General features: G+C 49.1%; 21 protein-coding genes. 9 read left to right on the top strand and 12 right to left on the bottom strand.

Annotated features, from left to right (window positions below; all coding sequences use genetic code 11):
• Positions 1–41: 41 nt before the first annotated feature.
• On the bottom strand, positions 42–1,631 hold the full coding sequence (locus tag KSO86_RS02165; protein ID WP_216378119.1) for a Na+/H+ antiporter NhaC family protein: 1,590 nt from the start codon (positions 1,629–1,631) through the stop codon (positions 42–44).
• Between the two features lie 173 nt (positions 1,632–1,804).
• Here KSO86_RS02165 and KSO86_RS02160 point away from each other — a divergent pair, with 173 nt between their 5' ends.
• A complete protein-coding gene (locus tag KSO86_RS02160; RefSeq protein ID WP_091281056.1) occupies positions 1,805–2,050 on the top strand; it encodes a type B 50S ribosomal protein L31 in 246 nt (81 codons plus the stop codon).
• Between the two features lie 3 nt (positions 2,051–2,053).
• Here the strand turns inward: KSO86_RS02160 and KSO86_RS02155 are convergent, their stop codons facing one another.
• From KSO86_RS02155 to feoB, 9 genes are all read right to left on the bottom strand, one after another.
• Entirely contained in the window at positions 2,054–2,980 is a 927-nt protein-coding gene (locus KSO86_RS02155) for an alpha/beta hydrolase fold domain-containing protein (protein WP_216378120.1), read from the bottom strand.
• Positions 2,981–2,988: 8 nt separating this feature from the next.
• Positions 2,989–4,545, bottom strand: coding sequence for an MFS transporter (locus tag KSO86_RS02150; protein ID WP_216378121.1), 1,557 nt, complete (start codon positions 4,543–4,545; stop codon positions 2,989–2,991).
• 15 nt (positions 4,546–4,560) lie between these two features.
• Positions 4,561–5,175 (bottom strand): TetR/AcrR family transcriptional regulator, encoded by a 615-nt coding sequence (locus KSO86_RS02145; RefSeq protein ID WP_216378122.1) that lies wholly within the window; start codon positions 5,173–5,175, stop codon positions 4,561–4,563.
• A 38-nt stretch (positions 5,176–5,213) separates the two neighbouring features.
• Positions 5,214–5,567, bottom strand: a complete 354-nt coding sequence (locus KSO86_RS02140) for a fluoride efflux transporter FluC (RefSeq protein ID WP_216378123.1) — start codon at positions 5,565–5,567, stop codon at positions 5,214–5,216.
• Positions 5,564–5,950: a fluoride efflux transporter FluC gene (locus KSO86_RS02135; RefSeq protein ID WP_216378124.1), complete on the bottom strand. Its 387-nt coding sequence runs from the start codon at positions 5,948–5,950 to the stop codon at positions 5,564–5,566. Before KSO86_RS02135 ends, KSO86_RS02140 begins: the two co-directional genes overlap by 4 nt.
• Positions 5,947–6,966: a diacylglycerol/lipid kinase family protein gene (locus tag KSO86_RS02130; RefSeq protein ID WP_216378125.1), complete on the bottom strand. Its 1,020-nt coding sequence runs from the start codon at positions 6,964–6,966 to the stop codon at positions 5,947–5,949. Before KSO86_RS02130 ends, KSO86_RS02135 begins: the two co-directional genes overlap by 4 nt.
• 66 nt (positions 6,967–7,032) lie before the next feature.
• Positions 7,033–7,338, bottom strand: a complete 306-nt coding sequence (locus tag KSO86_RS02125; protein WP_216378126.1) for a FeoA family protein — start codon at positions 7,336–7,338, stop codon at positions 7,033–7,035.
• A gap of 5 nt (positions 7,339–7,343) precedes the next feature.
• On the bottom strand, positions 7,344–7,565 hold the full coding sequence (locus tag KSO86_RS02120; RefSeq protein ID WP_216378127.1) for a FeoB-associated Cys-rich membrane protein: 222 nt from the start codon (positions 7,563–7,565) through the stop codon (positions 7,344–7,346).
• A 45-nt stretch (positions 7,566–7,610) separates the two neighbouring features.
• Positions 7,611–9,623, bottom strand: coding sequence for a ferrous iron transport protein B (gene feoB / locus KSO86_RS02115; protein ID WP_216378128.1), 2,013 nt, complete (start codon positions 9,621–9,623; stop codon positions 7,611–7,613).
• A 247-nt stretch (positions 9,624–9,870) separates the two neighbouring features.
• Between feoB and KSO86_RS02110 the strand changes: the two genes are divergently transcribed.
• The 8 genes from KSO86_RS02110 to KSO86_RS02080 all read left to right on the top strand — a co-directional run bounded on the left by KSO86_RS02110 (position 9,871) and on the right by KSO86_RS02080 (position 16,782).
• Complete coding sequence (locus KSO86_RS02110) at positions 9,871–10,317, top strand: LytTR family DNA-binding domain-containing protein (RefSeq protein WP_216378129.1); 447 nt, start codon at positions 9,871–9,873, stop codon at positions 10,315–10,317.
• Between the two features lie 2 nt (positions 10,318–10,319).
• On the top strand, positions 10,320–11,075 hold the full coding sequence (locus KSO86_RS02105; RefSeq protein WP_216378130.1) for a DUF3021 family protein: 756 nt from the start codon (positions 10,320–10,322) through the stop codon (positions 11,073–11,075).
• A 101-nt stretch (positions 11,076–11,176) separates the two neighbouring features.
• Positions 11,177–11,626: a DoxX family protein gene (locus tag KSO86_RS02100; RefSeq protein ID WP_216378131.1), complete on the top strand. Its 450-nt coding sequence runs from the start codon at positions 11,177–11,179 to the stop codon at positions 11,624–11,626.
• A 417-nt stretch (positions 11,627–12,043) separates the two neighbouring features.
• Positions 12,044–13,771 (top strand): SulP family inorganic anion transporter, encoded by a 1,728-nt coding sequence (locus KSO86_RS02095; RefSeq protein ID WP_366493197.1) that lies wholly within the window; start codon positions 12,044–12,046, stop codon positions 13,769–13,771.
• A 10-nt stretch (positions 13,772–13,781) separates the two neighbouring features.
• Positions 13,782–13,916, top strand: coding sequence for a hypothetical protein (locus KSO86_RS08590; RefSeq protein WP_301281024.1), 135 nt, complete (start codon positions 13,782–13,784; stop codon positions 13,914–13,916).
• On the top strand, positions 13,907–14,086 hold the full coding sequence (locus KSO86_RS02090) for a hypothetical protein (RefSeq protein ID WP_216378132.1): 180 nt from the start codon (positions 13,907–13,909) through the stop codon (positions 14,084–14,086). The genes KSO86_RS08590 and KSO86_RS02090 overlap by 10 nt, the downstream gene beginning before the upstream one ends.
• 410 nt (positions 14,087–14,496) lie before the next feature.
• Positions 14,497–14,748, top strand: coding sequence for a hypothetical protein (locus tag KSO86_RS02085; protein WP_216378133.1), 252 nt, complete (start codon positions 14,497–14,499; stop codon positions 14,746–14,748).
• 219 nt (positions 14,749–14,967) lie between these two features.
• The gene (locus KSO86_RS02080) at positions 14,968–16,782 is read left to right on the top strand and encodes a chloride channel protein (protein WP_216378134.1); all 1,815 of its coding nucleotides are present in this window, start codon (positions 14,968–14,970) and stop codon (positions 16,780–16,782) included.
• 14 nt (positions 16,783–16,796) lie between these two features.
• Here KSO86_RS02080 and KSO86_RS02075 read toward each other — a convergent pair whose 3' ends face one another.
• Together KSO86_RS02075 and KSO86_RS02070 are read right to left on the bottom strand one after the other, a co-directional pair.
• Positions 16,797–17,570, bottom strand: a complete 774-nt coding sequence (locus KSO86_RS02075) for an ATP-binding cassette domain-containing protein (RefSeq protein WP_253280470.1) — start codon at positions 17,568–17,570, stop codon at positions 16,797–16,799.
• A complete protein-coding gene (locus KSO86_RS02070; RefSeq protein WP_216431756.1) occupies positions 17,567–19,111 on the bottom strand; it encodes an ABC transporter permease/substrate-binding protein in 1,545 nt (514 codons plus the stop codon). The genes KSO86_RS02075 and KSO86_RS02070 overlap by 4 nt, the downstream gene beginning before the upstream one ends.
• Between the last annotated feature and the right edge of the window lie 50 nt (positions 19,112–19,161).

Raw genomic sequence — 19,161 nt, 5'->3', positions numbered from 1 at the left:
GCAACTTTCACTATACCGGCAATTGCTACCTAGCATGCGGACTAAACGGTCGCTTTCTCAGTATCAAGTGGTAGATAAAGGCGAATACAGGTTACACATGCTGAAAGTACAAGCAATGTGACGAACAAACCGATAATACCTGAACCAGTAATAGCCAATCCAATGTAGCCGAGGAAAGCAGATATCGCCCCAAGCAATGCGTATGGTAGCTGTGTAGTTACATGCACAATATGGTTACAACCAGCACCGGTGGACGATAGGATCGTCGTATCTGAAATCGGTGAACAGTGATCCCCCCATACTGCACCAGCAAGTACCGCGCCAAAGGCTGCTAACAGTGCTCCAGAACCACCTGGAACTGAATTCAAAATATCACCGGCAATTGGTAGGAGAATACCGAATGATCCCCATGATGTTCCAGTCGCAAAAGCTATTGCTCCAGCTATAATGAAGATGATTGGAATCAGCCACAACGCTGGCAGGTGGACAGACTTAACTAAAGTCCCCAAATATTCGCCAGTGCCTAAAACCGAGATGACACCGCCCAACACCCATGCACAGAGCAATATTTCAATCGCTGGGAGCATTGATTTGGCGCCCTCCCCAACACCTGTTACGAAGGTGCGCGCAGTAAATTCGGCATCTCGATGCGTGTACCGAAAATAATAATAGATCGCAGCTACCAGGCCACTGAAACCGCCGATATTGAGGGATAAAGCTACGTTTGTATTGGCCAAGATACTGAGCAATCCCCACGAGCCACCTGCCAGATATCCGGTGTAGCCGATGCCTCCAAGCACACCCATAACAAGAAAAACAAATGGAACTATAAGAGCTCTACGTGCGCCAGGCTCGCACTGCGGAAGATTATCAGCTAGCTGCCCAGGAACTGGAGAAGCCGGATCGTACACTTCACCAGTGCTACGTGCACGGCGTTCTTCTTTTCGCATGGAACCAATGTTGAGGTCTAATCCGACGGTCAACCACAACAGTACTATCGCCGCGATTGCATAATAGTTCATTCCAGCAGAACGAATAAAGGCTCCCGCTTCCGACACATCAACGCCTACAGCTACAACGATAGGAGCCATAATTCCAATAATGGATGCTCCCCAGGAAGAAAAAGGTGCTAAGACTGCAACCGGTGCTGAGGACGAATCAATGAGGTATGCCAGCTTGGCACGCGAAATTCGGTGTTGATCGGTAACTGGCCGAGCAACTTGCCCAACTGCCAACGCGTTGAAATAGTCATCAACAAATATCGCGGTTCCCAATCCAGCAGCGAGAGTCTGAGCACCTCGCCCAGTCCGGATTCGTTGTGCCGTCCAGGTGGAAAAGGCATATGTGCCACCAGCCATCAAAACCAGAGAAGTAATGATACCAAGGACAATGAGGAAAAGGAGGATCAATAGGTAGTAGGCGTTTAGTTCGCCTCGATCGGCATTCCAAAAAAGGCCTGAAAAAGTTGACCACAATAGTCGGACAGTGGCAAGTGGCATACCGTCCGAAGCAAAGAATGCCGCCGTGATAATTCCAGCCAGTAAGGAGACGATAACTTTCTTCGTCCAGATCACCAGTATAATCGCAATAAGTGGCGGAACTAAGGTTAAAAACGGATATACCTCAATCATGGACGTCTCCTTTCGTGGTCAAGTTTTAACTAACGCTAAGTTTTGATTACATCACAGTACTAGAGTTCTGTGTTAATAACACCTGTCACATTCCATTAAATGAGACACTTATAATTGAGAAAGGTTATCGATAAGGGTAAAGTGTCATCGTTACAATCTTTAAGGAGGATTTCATGAAGAAGGGTATTCACCCCGATTATCACCCGGTAGTATTCCGCGATCGTTCTGCTAACTATACGTTCCTTACACGTTCTACGCTGACGTCAGAAAATACAATTGAGTGGGAAGACGGCAATACGTATCCAGTCATTGATATCGAAGTTTCTAACGCTTCGCATCCGTTCTACACCGGTCAACGTCGTATTCTTGACACCGCGGGCCAGGTTGAGAAGTTCAACCGTCGTTACGGTCGCAAGTAGTTTTTACTTCTCATGTGGCGTGTTGGCATTAAGCCAATGCGCCACATTTTTTATAACTTCATCTACCTGGGGAAGCATTCGTCCATACTGCATAAATTCGTGTTCTACTCCCGGAATTTCGTCGTAAACGACGTTGCCGGAAGTCCTATCAATCTTGTCAGCCAGAGCACGCGAATCGTCACGCAACGGATCAAATTCTGCCGCCACAAGATAGCTTGGTGGATAGCTTTGCGCTGGAATATCCAATAGGTTCAGGACGTTTCGATTGCCATCTTCAGAAAGTATCGCCTGCTCATAGCTACGCAAATCAGCACGAGACATCCCTTCCATACTCACAAACTGGCGCAAAGAAGCGGAATCTGTTAGTCCGTAGGCACCGTAGAATAGGGCTAGTCCAGCTATTTTAGACCTGCTTGCAAGGTTCGGTTCGAGATTATCGACGACGACGTCGCCGCTGAGCGCATGACATGTCTGCATCATCAGTGTTGCTCCACAGCTGTCCCCCATCAGGAAAATATGTGGCATGCACATTGCTACATGGTTTATGACCGCTGCGGTTTCTTGTATTTGCACTGGATATTTTGATTCTGGCGCAAGGGAGTAATTCACTGAATATATCGGACAGCGACATTCGTGGCTCAGGGCACGTAAGAGACGATCGTGACTTTGACTATGGCCGACTATCCAGCCACCGCCATGCGCATACACAATGGCGTGAGTTGACGAATAGTTAGCTCCATACAAACTGACGTCTACATCATCTGGCCCAACGTCTATGGATATCCGCGAAACGTGCGGTCCGCCGTTGTTCCACCACAAACGTTTTCGAAGGTAACCGTATCGTATTTCTTCAAGCGTGGTTTTCGGTAACGCAAGTTCCTCACGTATTTCTGATTTTCGCCGGCGAACCTGCTCCATTGCTTCATGCATCGAAACCACTATCGACGAGAAATTCGATACAACGCAATGGAACAGAACAATCCAATAACGAGGAATACTCCGCATGAGCCCATGGCTACTGCCTGACCAACGGTGTACCCATCGTGAAGCACAGATAGTAGCTGCGGGTTCCCATCAGACAAACCACTCATGGCTCCACCGACCGATGAGGCCGTTGCATCGGAGAACTTTACAGCTAGCTCATGCGGCAGACCAGCATCGACAAGCCGGGTCGGCATATCAGTGTTGATAGCGACTGCCAGAGCGGAGCCCGCTAGAGCCACTCCCGTTGCTGAACCAACCTGACGGAATGTCGATTGAATAGCTGATCCCATGCCAGAAATTTTCACTGGAACATGCGCGAGAACAACAGATGTAAGTTGCGCGGACGCTAACCCCATGCCACAACCGTACATAGCTAGCAAAGCTACTAGCATCCACATATGTATTGCTGGGTCAAGCAAAACGACGACGCCGACGATCCCTAACACTTCGAGGGCTAAACCTACGATAACGGTTCGTTCTGGGCCAATACGTTGCGAAATAAAACGTGCTAGACCACCAGAAATAATTCCACCACAGGCCAGCGCAGCGAGTACCCATCCGGTTTCCATCGTTGAGAGTCCACGGACGTTTACTAAGAACAGAGGTAGCCCAAATAGCACGCCGAATTCGCCGGCAGCTACTGCAGCCGCAGTGATATTACCTAGCGCAAACGACGGGATGGTAAATAGCCGCGGATCTACAAGGACATCTCGAGACTTTCGCACCTTGTAAAGTTCACGCCCAACGAAAGTAACAAGGAGCAGCATGCCAAAGATCAAGACAAGAGTGGAAACAGAAATAGGTGGATTCAGTTCCCAGCTTCCTAGTGAAAGTCCTTGCTTTGGAGTCCACCAACCGTAAGTAGTTCCTTCGATAAGACCAAAAACAATCGCCGCAAATGAAAGCGCGGACATGACGGTAGAAAGTAGTGGTAGGCGTTGCCGAGAAGGCTTATCGGCGCGGGGTAATATACGTAACGCAATTGGCACTGCGCATAGGACAAGAGGCACATTCACCAAGAAAACCCAAGGCCATGAAAATTCGGAGGTAATCCAGCCGCCCACGAGAGGCCCGAGGGCAGCCATTGTCGCCATAGCAGCTCCCCAAATTCCGAAGGCCGCTGCTCGATTATTCTTTCGGAATGTTTCATTAATGATAGACAAGGTCGCTGGCAGAACGAATGCGCCGCCAAGTCCTTGCAGAGCGCGTGCCATAAGCAGTACCGGTGCCCCGGTAGCGAATGACGCAATGGCGGAAGCTGCGCCGAAGATTGCTAAGCCGGAAATGAACATACGCCGATGACTATAACGATCACCCAACACACCAGACGGCAGTAAAAGCGCAGCAAAAACAACTGTGTACAGTGAGGACACCCATTGTGCCTGCGTCAAGGACAGTCCTAGATCTGAAATAATAACCGGAAGCGAAACGGCAACAATCGTACCGTCTAAAACTATAAGTGAGACGCCAAAGATAAGAATGGCGAGGATGAGTTTATGTGTTTTATCCACGGTGTCATGTCTCCTTCAGAGGCCGAAATTATTTGTTGCCATAAGCTCAAATGAGTGAGTGACCGCTTCTTGGGCGGCTTCGTGTGGATCCTTATTATCGTTTTCTCGCACCGCTACCAGAGCAAGCCGAAGTACTTGGTCACCAATTCCACTAAGCAATTCCACTGCAATCGGATCATCTTGGTTGAGCCGTTGTTGGAGATTCATCCGCAAGGCATTGCTGTGGGCTTCATAGGCAGACCGATGCGGAATATCTGCCGGCGCCGATGAAGAGTGAACCAATCGAGTAAGAATCCATTCGGAGCGCGCTACCAAATCAAGGTCATCGCAGTCCGCAATTGTCTTAGCTACTGCTTGAGCAACTGCTTGCCATGCAGTAATGCTCATCGACGCATTGAGGACATGAGCAATATAGCGCGAGCGGTAGACAAATAAGGGCTCGAGCAGCACTGTTATTTTCGTAGGAAAATGATTGAAGAATGTACGCCGCGATATACCTGCTTCTTGCGCGATATCGTCAATAGAAACCGAATCAATGGATTCAGCTTTAGTTACCAAAGCGATAGCAGATCGAACGATGTTATCTGCGGTTTCTTGGCGTTTTGATTCACGTCGGGTACATTCACTCATAACTGCACTCTAGTGCACAATTGCATTCGAGTGCAAAATTAACGGAACAGATTCCCTAAAAGTGTTCCTAAAAATACACCGCAAACACTTAAGACACACACGGTTGCCATGTATACGACCGCGTATCCTGCTCGCCTATCAAGCAGTAACCGCCCTGTTTCCACACTCGCGGTACTAAAAGTTGTAAATCCACCGCAAAATCCAGCACCGAGGACGGCTGATATCAGTGCTCCAAAGCCACCAGAAATAATCGCGCCAAGGAAAACCGCGCCAATAACATTGATCACTGCAGTTGACCACAACCCGCTAAACCCCATTCGCTTGAGCCAGGTATCAGTCCAGTAACGCGCTACTGCACCCAACCCACCAGCAATAGCAATAAGAACGATCATACGTGCCGCCTCCGGCTTCCCAGCCGCAGCCCAAGTAGCGCTAAGCCGGCACCTAGGAGCAACTGGCTACTAGCAAAAATAAGGCCGGCTATCGCGGCCGTTTCACCTATCTGGACAACGTCTACCGCAAATGTAGAATACGTCGTAAACCCACCTAGCAGGCCGGTACCAAAGAAAAGCCGACCTTCTGCCGTCGTCAACCACGCCCCGGTATGCTGCTCACTGTATCCGTAAAGACATCCAAGCAAAAAACTACCAAAGACGTTAATCAGATAGACAGCCCACGATCCTGGCATCGGAAAAACCTGAATAAGAGACCAGCGCAAGAACACCCCAGCCAAACCGCCGCAGAAAACTAAAGCCGAGGTACGAACAGCGGTCATTCTTGTACCCCTGGCACTAATCGAGCAAGCGTCACGGCACTAGGAATGTTCTTAATATCCACGGCGTCGCTTTCATAAATCAGCCCATCAATGTTCCACAGCAGGGACTCACCGTCGATCCGCTCCACATGCAGATCGACAATCTCATCCATATGTGCAACCGGGCTCTCGGTATGCGACCCATCCCGATATTTAGCTAAAAGACGCCCAATTCCAAGTAATGACAAACTGTCGGAATACAAGAAATCAGCGTGTGCATCGTCTAAAAGCGCATCTGGCAACGGCTGATAGCCACCCCCATACATGCGCCCGTTGCCTACCACAAAAACGGTACATGCTTGTTCGATTTGATGGTGTTCACCGGCTATATCATGGTACGAAAACGCCAATGGCACTGACTTTTCGCGCCACAACGTACGCGCTACGCCAAGCCCATATGCTGAGCTTCCTAAAGCCCGGAAACGTCGCTGCACACGCATCGCCTCACGAAGAACTTCGGTATCGTATCCGAGCGAAAACACGTTTGCACAGTACAGATCATTGACCTGCAACACGTCAATCGGGGAAAACTCCACGTTCTTCGTTGCCGAAATAAGAGACAATGCGTCACGATAACCAACATCTTCGCCGTACAAACTACGAGCAAAATCGTTTCCGGTCCCCATCGGGATCACACCGAACGCGCAATCTTTACCGGCCAGCGCCTGAACAACTTCGTTCACGGATCCATCGCCACCCGCTACGTAGCAAACTCCTTTGTCGCCCCAAAACTCGTTCCATTCGGCAGCAAGTCTTTGGACATGGTCCGGTCCGCGGGTCAACGAGATTGTCACCCTGCCAGCTTGGCGCCAATCCCCACCCAGTTCGGAGTGAGTTGCGTGCGGGTAGCACGAACGAATTTCTTGAGCCAAGGCATGCGCATTACCCTTCCCAGCCCCTCTGCTGAGAATAAAACGAATGTACGGACGCTGGCTCGCATCTTGCGTTGCAGATAACAAAAACGGTGAGTGATCCATAGAACTAAGTCTATCCGTCTATGAGCTCCATTTCCGCAGAACACAAAATCCGTGGAAATAAGATAGTCAAAAGACCTCGCACGAGACCACGATAGCGCCCGCTAAGACGTTATCGATCGCATACCGTCCATCCTTAATCACCACAATGCAGGAGTTCTTTTTCTTTGACAACACGGTAATAGACTCACCCACATAGCATCCCAGCCGGAGTAGAAAGCTATCCATCTCGGAATCTCCGGTATGTAGCTCCTGCACAGTGTAGGTACGCCCAACTTCAGCTTCTAACAGTGTATGCCCACACTGACCGGACGCAGCCTCGCTGTCGGGCCAGTGCTCGACAGTAGGTTGAGCTCGTTTACTACGAAATAACATTGTCCTCACTTCGTTGTCTGAGAAGAAACTGGGGCAATCGGCAAGTGTGTGCGTCCGCCGTCGTTAACATTCATCATCGGTGAGCATAGATCCTTTTTAGAACAGCTGCCAGTTACCGGGCAACCAATACACACTGTGCCTTTTCGCTTTTGCTTCACTACATAGCTAATAGCGCTGACCACGATTGCCAGCAAAACGAGGGTTGCAATTATTGACGGAAAGTCCATAATATTCCTTCCTGGTCTTGGTCCATCGTCGGTGAGGAAACCGATTTAACTGACAGTTGAAACGTCGACTTGAAGTGCGTACTGACGAGCAATAGTTGACCGAATGCGTATCCCAATAAGAATAACGATCCCAACCATGCCGCACACTGCGATAAGACCCGGCACAAAACCATGTCCTAACTGTCCGTCGATTATCAAAGAGCCAACCTGATAGGTCAGGAATGCAACGATGTAACCAGTGCACACTTGTAGGCCTACTGCGCTGAGTAGCCAACCTGTGTGGCGCATCTCCGAATTCATCGCGCCAATCGCAGCGAAGCACGGCGGAGTATAAAGATTAAAGAACAGATACGACAGCGCAGAAACTGACGTCAAGCCCATCACTGTTGCGACTTCGTTTGCGCCGCCAACCATCACGAGTTCATCGGTATCAATAAACGATGTCAGACTGAAAACGACGGCGATCGTACCAACCACATTCTCTTTGGCAATAAATCCGGTGACGGCTGCAGCAGCTAATTGCCATGTTCCAAAGCCCAGCGGAATAAAGAGGAATGCTACCGGCGAAGCAATAGACGCCAAAATAGATGTGTCTTGCATATCTTCTGCAACAACCTCAAAACTCCAATTGAAAGTCTGCATAACTTGGACAACTAAGTTGCACAGTAAAATAATGGTAGCCGCTTTAATAATGTAGGCTTTTGCTCGCTCAAACATGGAGATCGTTGCGTGTTTGACGCTTGGAACGCGGAAACGCGGAAACTCCATGATGAAGAATGAATGCCGATATTTAAAGCCAGTGACTGCTTTAACTACCAGCGCGCCGAAGAAAATCAAAAGTAAACCAAGGAAGTAACTCACCCAGCTCACCCACGCTGCACCGTTGAAGAATGCGCCAGCAAATAATGCAATGACAGGTATCTTTGCTCCACATGGGATGAATGAGGCAAGCATCGCAGTTGCCCGCCGCTCACGATCGTCACGGATAGTTCGTGCGCTCATAATCCCCGGTACTGCACATCCCGAGGAAATAACGATCGGAATCACCGATTTACCAGAAAGACCAACGTGTTTGAATATCGGATCTAGCACCGCACTGACCCGAGCCATATATCCAGATTCCTCAAGTAGCGCAATCAAGAAGTACATGACCATAACAAGTGGCAAGAAACCAATCACCGCACCAACGCCACCGATGATACCGTCAGCTAAAACGGTCGACAATAATGCCGGGCTATCTTCAAGTTGACCAGCAACCCACCCCTGGAGAGCTTCAATCCAACCTACTAGCCAATCGGCGATATACGGGCCGACATATGTTTGCGAAATCGAAAAAACACCAAACATCACGGCGGCGAATAATGAGATGCCAATAAACTTATTCGCCAATAACGCATCAACAGAATCTTGGAATGTACTTTCGGCGGAATGTACATGGCGCACTTCAACGTCTGCAACGACGTCGTTAACAAAAGCAAAACGCCGGTGATCCGCTGCATCTACTGCTTGTTTATCAGTTAAATCAATATCGCCCTGACGGTAGGGCGGAATCTGCTGGGCCCCGCGAAGGGACGCCACAGCAGCGATGACCTGTTCCAAACCGTTGTCTGCATGCTGGGTAGAAACAGTTTTAATCACTGGACAGCCAAGCCGTTGCGACAGTAACCCAGCGTCGATAGTAATATCTTCTTCCGCCGCAATATCCGATTTATTCAAGGCTACAACGACGGGAATACCGAGTTCTAACAGCTGAGTGGTAAAGAAAAGGCTACGCCCGATCGTGGTGGCATCAATAATGTTGATGATAACGTCAGACTGAGTGTTACGAATGTGCTCAGAAGTTACCGATTCTTCCGGCGAGAACGGGGACATAGAATATGCACCCGGCAAATCAACGATGGTCGCGCCGGATAAGGAAGCATACTGTCCTTTGAGAGGTGCTTTTCTTTCACCTACAGTTACTCCTCCCCAGTTACCAACTTTCGCTTTCTGACTAGTGAAAGCATTAAACATCGTTGTTTTTCCACTGTTGGGATTACCGGCTAAAAGAATCCTCATGGCACGCCCTTGCTTGTAGTGCTGTGAACTCTCTCAGCATACACTGATTAACTAAGGGGTTCCTATCCTAAGTAAAACTTGCTGTGCTATTTTTTGCAGACTTGACATGTTTGTTATATGAGCGCTACCGCCATACCGATTAGGACCGAAAAATTACCATTTACCCCGATCAGTATTAATGGTGGACCGAATTGCGTTTTAATATGACTAGATGAAAGCACTGTATAACTGCAGGAAACGAGAGGTCATGAAGTTTTCCCTCACTATTGATCGGAGTCTAGACGAAGGCTGTGTTGATGTCGCAACCCCAGTTATTGACGATACAGTACGAGCCATTAAGCACTTGGCAGCGAGTTCAGTTGCGCAGGGGCGCCATATCTTGGCGTGGGAGAACAATGAGGTGCACTTGCTCGATACTTCTGATTGTTTGGCGTTCTACACCAAAAATAAGGCGGTGTGGGTGCATACTCTCACCTCTGATTTCGTGGTGAAGATGCGTTTATATGAACTGGAGAATACCCTGCCAACAACTGAGTTTACTCGCATCTCTCACTCTGAAATCGTCAATATTTCAACCATCGCTAAACTCGATCTTTCATTGAACGGCACGCTGAGCGTTGTGTTGAAAGATGGTATGCGTTTATATGTTTCGCGCCGGCAGTTATCCGCTTTCAAACGAAAGATAGGTATGTGAAAATGTCCGTCAAAAATCAGGTGTCACATGTATTGATCGGCAGCCTTTGCGCGATAGGAATCGGCGCACTAGGTGAGCTTGGGTTCGCGTTGGTCTTCGGCCAGCCTTATACCCCTGGAGTTTCTAGCTTTTTACAACAATTTGACGACGACGTTACGGCGCTGCTCGTAGAACGATTCGGGTATGCCGGACTGGGCGCTATCGGTGTTGCCAGCTATCTGGCAGTAGCTAATCGGCCATGGTCCTTGCTACGTGTTACCGCGGTGCATGCGTTGATGATGATGGCTGCTGGCGCTATCGTTGGATGGATTTTGCACTGGTGGACAACGTGGTCTGCTGTGCTCGGTTTTCTGGTTCTGCTCGCTTCTGCCTACGTATTGGCGTGGATCGGGTATCTCATGGTGATGAACCTAAAGGTATCGCGAGCTAACACTCGTCTGAGTACGTTGTTCTCGCTTCCGCGTACGCTACTGTTTTTCGAACCGAACCATCCGATTATGTCGGCGACGGATTTCACGAATGAGCTCATTGCCTATAAGCAACGTGAACAACCAGATTTGTTTATCCTCAGTGGCGGTATGGAACCACTGGTTGAGTTTGGCGGCCAGCGTTATCGAGCTATGCTCGAACATCCGCAAATGGTTTCGACGACGTGGCCGATCTTCACAGCCTTAACGTTTATCACCTGGGGTTCCATTGGCGGATACAAATTCGTGTATTTCCACCCGGTTGACGATAGTAATTCGACGACGGTGTAGCTCACCCACAGCATAACTCGCCTGTGGCGTAACTTGTCCACGGCCTCATGGTCTTTTCCGATAGGGTTGACGTACGTCGTATATCAGAAGGGAACGACATCATGAAACTATCAACACTACTATCAGGTCCAACCACTCGACATAACAGCCCATGGGTAAGAAGATCGCAAACTGCAACGCGCATTGCCCTTGGCTCGTTCATGTCCTTCGCTGGAATCTCTCATATGACTTTTGCTCGGGAGGAATTTCAAGCTCAAGTACCGTCTTGGGTCCCCGTCGACGACGATCTCGTGGTTCTAGGCTCAGGCGTCGCAGAGATCGGACTCGGGTTGTCGCTCCTTCTCTTACCTAAGCATCGGCAAGTTACCGGAGTTGCGTTAGCAGCATTTTATGCAGCAATTTTCCCGGGAAATATTGGTCAGTACGTCGAAGGTGTCGACGCATTCGGGCTAGATACTGACGGCAAGCGGTTAGCACGGTTGTTCTTCCAACCAGCATTGATCGGTATGGCATTGTGGGGCGGCGAAATTTTGCCTAGAAAGAAGAAGTAGTCGCAGGATGCGGTTATTGACTAACCGATGTATTGCCTTCGTCAGGTGCATCAGCAATCGGTAGAAAAGAGAACGCTAGTGCGTGTTCATTGGTGAAAACCACGACCAAAAGAACAAACTAGCACATAGCATAAGCACAAGATACTCTGTCGAAAGTAGTTTGTTGGTTTTTCTCAGAAAGGACCGATACCATTATCCGGGCGTTTCTCACTCTCCCCATTGGTATGACTAACTAAAGAATTTTCACGATATCCGCCGCGCACAAACAGATTCACAGTGCCAATATCACTATCTTGCTAATTGAGTTTTTCAATATTTTTTTGGATAATGAAAGTGATTAAAGGCGTACGCAGTGGTCGTATCTTTCTCAGTGTTTCCACATTATTTTATGTAGCTTCGTCGCGCCTTGAAACACCCGTGTCATTCACTCCCAAAGGTCGTGATCTTTCGTTGCGTTTTTCTACCGTCATTCGACATTTACATTCTCTGCTACCTACGAAAGATGACTACCTCCACGCGAATATCAAACAAGATATTGTCGCCGGATTAACCGTTGGCATTGTTGCACTCCCTCTCGCCCTCGCATTCGGAGTTTCCTCTGGAGTAGGAGCAGCCGCCGGACTAGTCACCGCAATCGTCGCTGGTCTGATCGCTGCTATCTTCGGCGGCTCACATGTTCAAGTCTCTGGACCAACCGGCGCGATGGTTGTCATTTTGGCTCCAATCGTTGCCGAACATGGCGCAAATTCCATTATGCTTCTGTCACTTTTGGCTGGCGGGATAGTTTTAGCTCTGGGTGTATTAGGGCTCGGTCGCGCTATTTCACTGATTCCTTGGTCAGTGGTAGAGGGCTTCACCTTAGGCATTGCTACGCTTATCGCATTACAACAAGTACCTTTGGCGATGGGCACAAAAATTCCAGCTGGCGTCAAATCACTGCGTGGCGCTCTTCTCGCCGTCGTCGAGGCCGACTGGACAGTATCGTTGTTTACCCTCGGAATTGTTGGGATAACAATACTGATCATTATCGGTTCTTCGCGAATCTCTCCGACGTTCCCGGCCTCTTTAGTAGCAGTCATAGTCGTCTCTATGATTGTTTATATCGGACAATTTAACGTACCAACGATCGGCATCCTTCCTGATTCATTACCTGCACCGCAATTACCCCTGGTTCGTTTGGACCTATTAATAGAGCTTGCACCAGCCGCGTGTGCAGTTGCTCTATTGGCTGCAATTGAATCATTACTTTCGGCCCGTGTGGCTGCTGGAATGCCAGGTCAAGGTTCTTATGCTCCTGACCGCGAACTCGTGGGCCAAGGATTAGCCTCTATTGGATCTGGTATGTTTGGCGGTATGCCGGCAACCGGAGCCATTGCACGTACCGCTGTTAATGTGAAATCTGGAGCAACTAGCCGGTTATCTGCAATCACTCACTCAATTCTACTCACCGGAATTGTTTACTTCGCAGCTGGCTTAGTCAGCCATATCCCGTTATCTGCATTAGCTGGAGTGTTGTTTGTTACCGCAGTACGTATGGTATCTTTCTCAACGATTCGCCAAGTTACTGGTTCAACTCGAGGAGATCGGCTTGTTTTCTGGGCAACGGCATTCGTCACTATAGTTTTCGATCTCGTTGCGGCTATCGCGTTCGGCGTCGTGATCGCAATTCTGTGGGCGATGTACCAGCTATCGCGGTTATCGGGCGTTGTTCAATTGACGTTACCAGGTGAGAAAATGAAGAACGACGAACGAATCGTCTATTTCCGTCTTGATGGTTCGATGTTCTTTGGCGCTGCCGAGCGCATTGTCACTGAGTTATCTAAGGTTCCGCAATCTGTTGAGGTGGTTATTTTATCCATGTCTCACGTTGGTATTTTGGATGCTTCTGGCGCTAAGCACCTTGCCGAAGTACTTATCGAGCTTAACGAACGCGGTATCACAACGATGATCAAGGGCTTACGCCCTGAGCACGTCCGGGCTGCACAAAATGTGGGTGTGATTGCTTCGCTCACGTCTCCGGGCTATTTGTTTGACTCGATCGACGACGCGACGAACGCTGCACGCGAGCTTATCGCACAACACGTTGCTCAGGAACTAGGCAATGACTCTGAGACGTTTAATCTCAGCCCTCTTCCGCATTGCTAGAAGCCTGGTTTTGAAAAGAAATACCTCTGGACTATTAATTGCAGTAGCCGTCATTATTCTTGAACTGATCGGCGGGATGCAGGCTTACTTGAATCAGCTGATTTTGCCTATTATGGCTAAGGATCTTCATGCTCAATGCTTTTAATGGGCGCAACCGTATTTGTCATTCTTGGAACAATTACTAGCGCTCTTGCTCCGAATATCTTGTTTTGTATCAGCGGATCAATACTTCGTGGCCTAGCTGGTTCTATCCTTGCAATGACGTCGATTGACGCAGTAGCACTCGGGCTGTCCTCGGAGTACTTTGTGGGATGAAACCAGCAGTAGCTCAACGCGCTTATCGAGTAAGGTCAACTATTGGCCTTGGGCGACTCATTGCATCTTCGATGTCTATCGGTGTTTTGACTTTCAGCAACTGGCAACTTTCCCACCCCGCAATAGTCTTCATTGTTTTATGGTCAATTGCTGGTGTTAGCATGGGGCTAATCTACTTTGACCGCTCAATATTTTCTTTGAAGATCCAGCCGTCGCAGACGGCATCACATTTGAGGAGATGGCGAGCTCGTCAGTTAACCTCGGATCTTTATCGTGTGCAGCATTCTACTAATTTATGCGCGATTAATTGTGCTTGGCAGCTTATCCCAACTGCCTACAAATAGTTGACAGTCATACCCTCTAATTCTAAAGTCTGAATCGAGAAGTTATTGATAACGAAAGGACAAACGATGTCTAAATGGTTCAGTCAGGCACGAGAAATAGAACGCCTACGTCACGAAAACCAACGCCTTTTAGCACTCGTAGCCCAGTTGAAAAATCGTCTTGGCGATAACGCAAGCAGTGTTGATATTTTCGGCGTATCTGCTGAAGAGCGGCGCCTGGCTTTATCGGGACGCAAGATAGAAGCAATTAAAACATACCGTGAACGCACTGGGGCTGACCTCTTGACTGCGAAGAAAGCTATTGACTCTGTGTCTTGATACAATCCGAATTTTAGTTACGTTTTGTGTTCCGTCGCTCATGCCTAACAAATCGCACGAGATCTAAATCCCGCAAGCTGTCGCGGAAAACCCTTTATTCTCAGTGGCTCTCCAGCACTACTGCTCCTAGTCTAAGATCGGAAGAATGCGGTAACCCGGTGTATCCTAAACATGATTAAACCCCGTCTTTTAACAGCACCGGAAAGCTTACCTGACAGCATGAAGTCTTTTACGAAAATCCTGGGTTCCCATCGTTCAACGCTAGCTATCATCGCGGCGGTAATCGGCGCCGTCGTCGGCTTAGCCTCGGTAGTATTCCACTACTGTATCGAGGGCTGGACCTATCTCATGACCGGCTACTCAGACTATTCCGCACATGCGGGTGCTGGCCACGGCTATTTAGGTTGGGGTGCATGGTTCGTTATCCTCGCTCCCGTTATCTCCGGATTCATATATGGCCCGATGATCACGAAATGGGCTCCTTCAGCACGTGGCCATGGCATTCCTGAGGTCATGCTCGCGGTGAAACGCAAGGGCGGAAAAATTCCGGGCGTTGTTGCCGTAGTAAAAATTATTGCGTCGGCATTAACTTTAGGCGGCGGTGGCTCAGTTGGCCGTGAAGGCCCAATCGTCCAAGTCGGGGCTGCTTTGGGATCCTCGATCGCCAATAAGCTACATCTGACCACCCGCCAGGTTATCCTCTTCGTCGGTTGCGGGTCAGCCGCTGGTATTGCGGCAACATTCAACGCTCCCCTAGCCGGCGCAGTGTTTGCACTCGAACTCATTCTTATCAATTTCACTGCCGAGACATTCGGTATGTGCGTGATCTCAGCTGTTGCTTCCTCACTGGTCGGACACATTTTCTTAGAAGACGTACCAGTAGTAGCAATCCCCTACGTTTTGCGGGTAGGAAATAGCATCGACTTTATCTTGATTATTCTGGTCGGATTCATTGCCGCACTAGCTGGGCTAGGTTTTTCGAAAATTCTCTATGCGGTAGAAGACTTAATCGACGCGGTCTACCACCTACCAGAATGGGCTCGCCCCGGAATTGGCGGTATCGCAATCGGACTCATGCTCTATTTCTTGCCAGAAATGTATGGCTCAGGATACCCCATCCAACTAGACGCTCTCGAAGGCAAATACGCGATCGGATTCTTGCTACTATTAGCGCTCATGCGTGCAATATTTACTGCCACAACCATTGGCATCGGCGGTTCCGGCGGAGTCTTCGCGCCAACACTCTTCATTGGCGCGATGGTAGGTTCTGCATTCGGTCAGGCGATTGCGCCACTGACCAGCACATCACCATCCGTTTTCGGCGTGATCGGAATGGGAGCCGCGTTTGCTGGCGCTGCCCGCGCCCCCATGACCGGAGTGCTCATCATCATTGAAATGACCGGACAGTATTCGCTGATTATGCCGATGATGCTTGCGGTAGTAGTTGCTACTGCTACCAGCCGTTTCCTGACGCGCAAGACTATCTACACAACCAAACTTATCCGCCGCGGAGACATTCTCGACGATCCTGTTGACCATACTCTAGTCGGGCGCGTTCCGGCGGCAAAGCTCATGACACCCGTTCCAGCTACGGTGACGACGGATACCACAATCCGCGAAGCAAACCGCGTCTTAGTCCGTACCCACGGAACTCGCATACCAGTCACCGATGAGAACGGAAAATACGCAGGTTGTTTCACCTCGTTAATCTGGGCACAAGTCTCAACCGAGGGCGTTTTCCCAGATACTCCGCTTTCGGCGATCGATTTGGATCATACGTATATCACACCCGAGATGTTTCCGAGCCAAGTACTTTCATCGCTCTTAGATAACAACGCCTCAGCCGTTGTTGTGGTGAACGACGACGAAACACTTGCTGGGTGGGTTACCCAACGCGATTTAGTGCGCCTGATCCATAAGCAACAGCGTGCCGCGCTGTCCGCCGTCGAAAACGAATCATCGTTCGGGTCTCGCTGGTTGATGAAACATCCAGACGGATTACACCCGCGGCGGATTAAGCGTAATCGCCACTAGAGCTGGGAAATGACTTAGGCAGGCTGATGGTTGATCAGCCTACGTACGTATTCAGTGGCCCCGTGATTGGCTACCTGGTCCGGGGTGTCATACTGCTCGATAGCACCATCCTTGAGCACCAAGACTTTAGAACCGAGCTTGAGAGCCTCGCTGGTATCATGGGTGACGAATAAGCAGGTCAGGCCTTCTCGTTCGACGATGTCTACGATCTCGTCTTGCAATGACCGTCGCGTAATCTCATCCACTGCCCCAAACGGCTCATCCATCAGCAGAATTTGCGGGCATCCAGCAATCGACCGCGCAATCCCTACCCGCTGAGCTTGACCACCAGAAAGTTGGGCAGGCATTCGATCTAATAACTCTGGATCGAGACCAGCAATTTTAATGGCGCGCTCAACGGCAGCTTTAATCTCTTCTTTTGATGCCCCAGAAATTTTTGGCACGTATCCAATATTTTGAGCGACATTCAGATGCGGAAAGAGCACTGAGCCTTGGACTGCATATCCAATGCTCCGGCGCAATTTAACCAATTCGTGAGTAGACGGAGCCGGAGTTGCGACCTTGGTGCCAGCAACCGTAATAGTTCCGCTATCTGGGGTCACGAGTCCATTAATCATTTTCAAAAGAGTCGACTTACCGCTACCAGATTCACCCAAAATGGTGAGAAACTCTCCCTTTTCTACAGATAACGAAAGTGACTCGATGATGGTTTTATCCCCGTATGATTTCTTCACATTGTCAAAGTCAATCATGATTTCTCTACCTTCACTGGGCTGCTGAAACATCATTTTGTGGCCTCTTTCGTCTGGTCTAACGTGGCAAGGAAGTCGTGAGCTACCTCAGCTGGCGTAGCGCCATCGTTCTCAACTCGTGAGTTCATGGAAATCATGGTTTCTTCATCAATCGTTCCCGCTAGGGTTTCCAAGATCCCTTGTAGTTGTGGATACTGGCGTAAGATGTCGCCACGAACAACATTCATGCAGTCATAGGCCGGATAGAACCCGAGATTATCTTTCAGCACTGTTAGCCCGGAATTAGCCAATTCACCATCGGTCGTGAAGATTGGCATCGCCTGAATCTGCCCACCACGGATAGCTTCATATTTCAAGCTAACATCGATATCTTTGGTACCGGCAAATTTGATTCGATATGCCGCAGTCAGCCCTTTGTAGCCATCAAGCCTTTCAAAGAAATCAGGTTCCGCTCCAATAACTAACTGGTCTGCAATCGGGGCAAGATCGGAGATATTTTTTAGATTGTACTTTTTAGCTAGTTCATCAGGGACCGCTATACCGTAGGTATTTTGGAACCCGTATGCAGTAATCCACTCCATGTCATAATCGCTTTGGTACTGCTGGCTTAACTTCGGGAAATCAGTTTGTGCATAGTTACTATCATTCTTTAGCACGGCAGCCCATCCGGTTCCGGTGTATTCAGGGTAGATATCGAAATCTCCCTTTTCCATTCCTGGTTGAATATTGGACGTACCGCCGCCGACACCTTGGGTCAACTGTACCGTCAGATCACTGTCCGCTTCGATCTTCTGCTTCAGGATTTCACCAATGATGTACTGTTCAGTCATAGGTTTAGTAGCGATGTGAATAGTGGCCCCACTTGCTTGAGAAAACACGACCACGATTGGCACAAGAAGAGCAGCTACGAAAGCAGTTCCCAGTGCGGAAACAGCGACGCGGTTGCGTTGAGCACCGGGTTTAATAAGTTTTGCAAACAAACCAATCAAGGCATCTGAGACAAGCGCTAAAATTGCAATAAGTAAACTGCCCGCCACCGTCATCGCAGTATTATTCAACGTAATTCCACGGTAGATCGCAACACCAAGACCGCCAGCAGCGACGAATGATGCGATACCTGCGAGCGCGATTGTCATGACCACCATATTCCGTAAACCGGAGATGATCACTGGCAGGGCTAACGGCATCTTGATCTTCCACAGCAATTGCCGATCAGTAGACCCCATTCCACGGGCAGCTTCAATGAGCAACGGATCCACGTTCGTTAACCCGGTATAAGTTGACCGAACCATTGGGAGTAAACCATAGATAGTCAGTGCGATGATCGCAGTTGTATTGCCGATACCAGTGACTGGAATCAAGAAACCAAGCATCGAAATTGATGGAATCGTATAGACAAAATTCGCTGTGTTCATCACGACGCCGCGGGCTTGTTTGCGCTCTGTAGCAGCAATGCCAAGGCTGATTCCAATGACACAAGCCATCACAATCGCGATAGAACAAATCAGGAGATGCTGAAGAAATAGCTCAACGAAAAACGATTGCCTATCCCATAACAATTCAAAAATTTCACTCACGGAGTGACCGCACTTTCTACCGATAATACAAATGCTTCGTCCCCCATAAG

Source organism: Arcanobacterium phocae (genome assembly GCF_018913465.1).
GTDB lineage: Bacteria > Actinomycetota > Actinomycetes > Actinomycetales > Actinomycetaceae > Arcanobacterium > Arcanobacterium phocae_A.
Note: the sequence above shows the minus strand (reverse complement) of the source record. Positions and strands in the feature narration are given on the sequence as shown.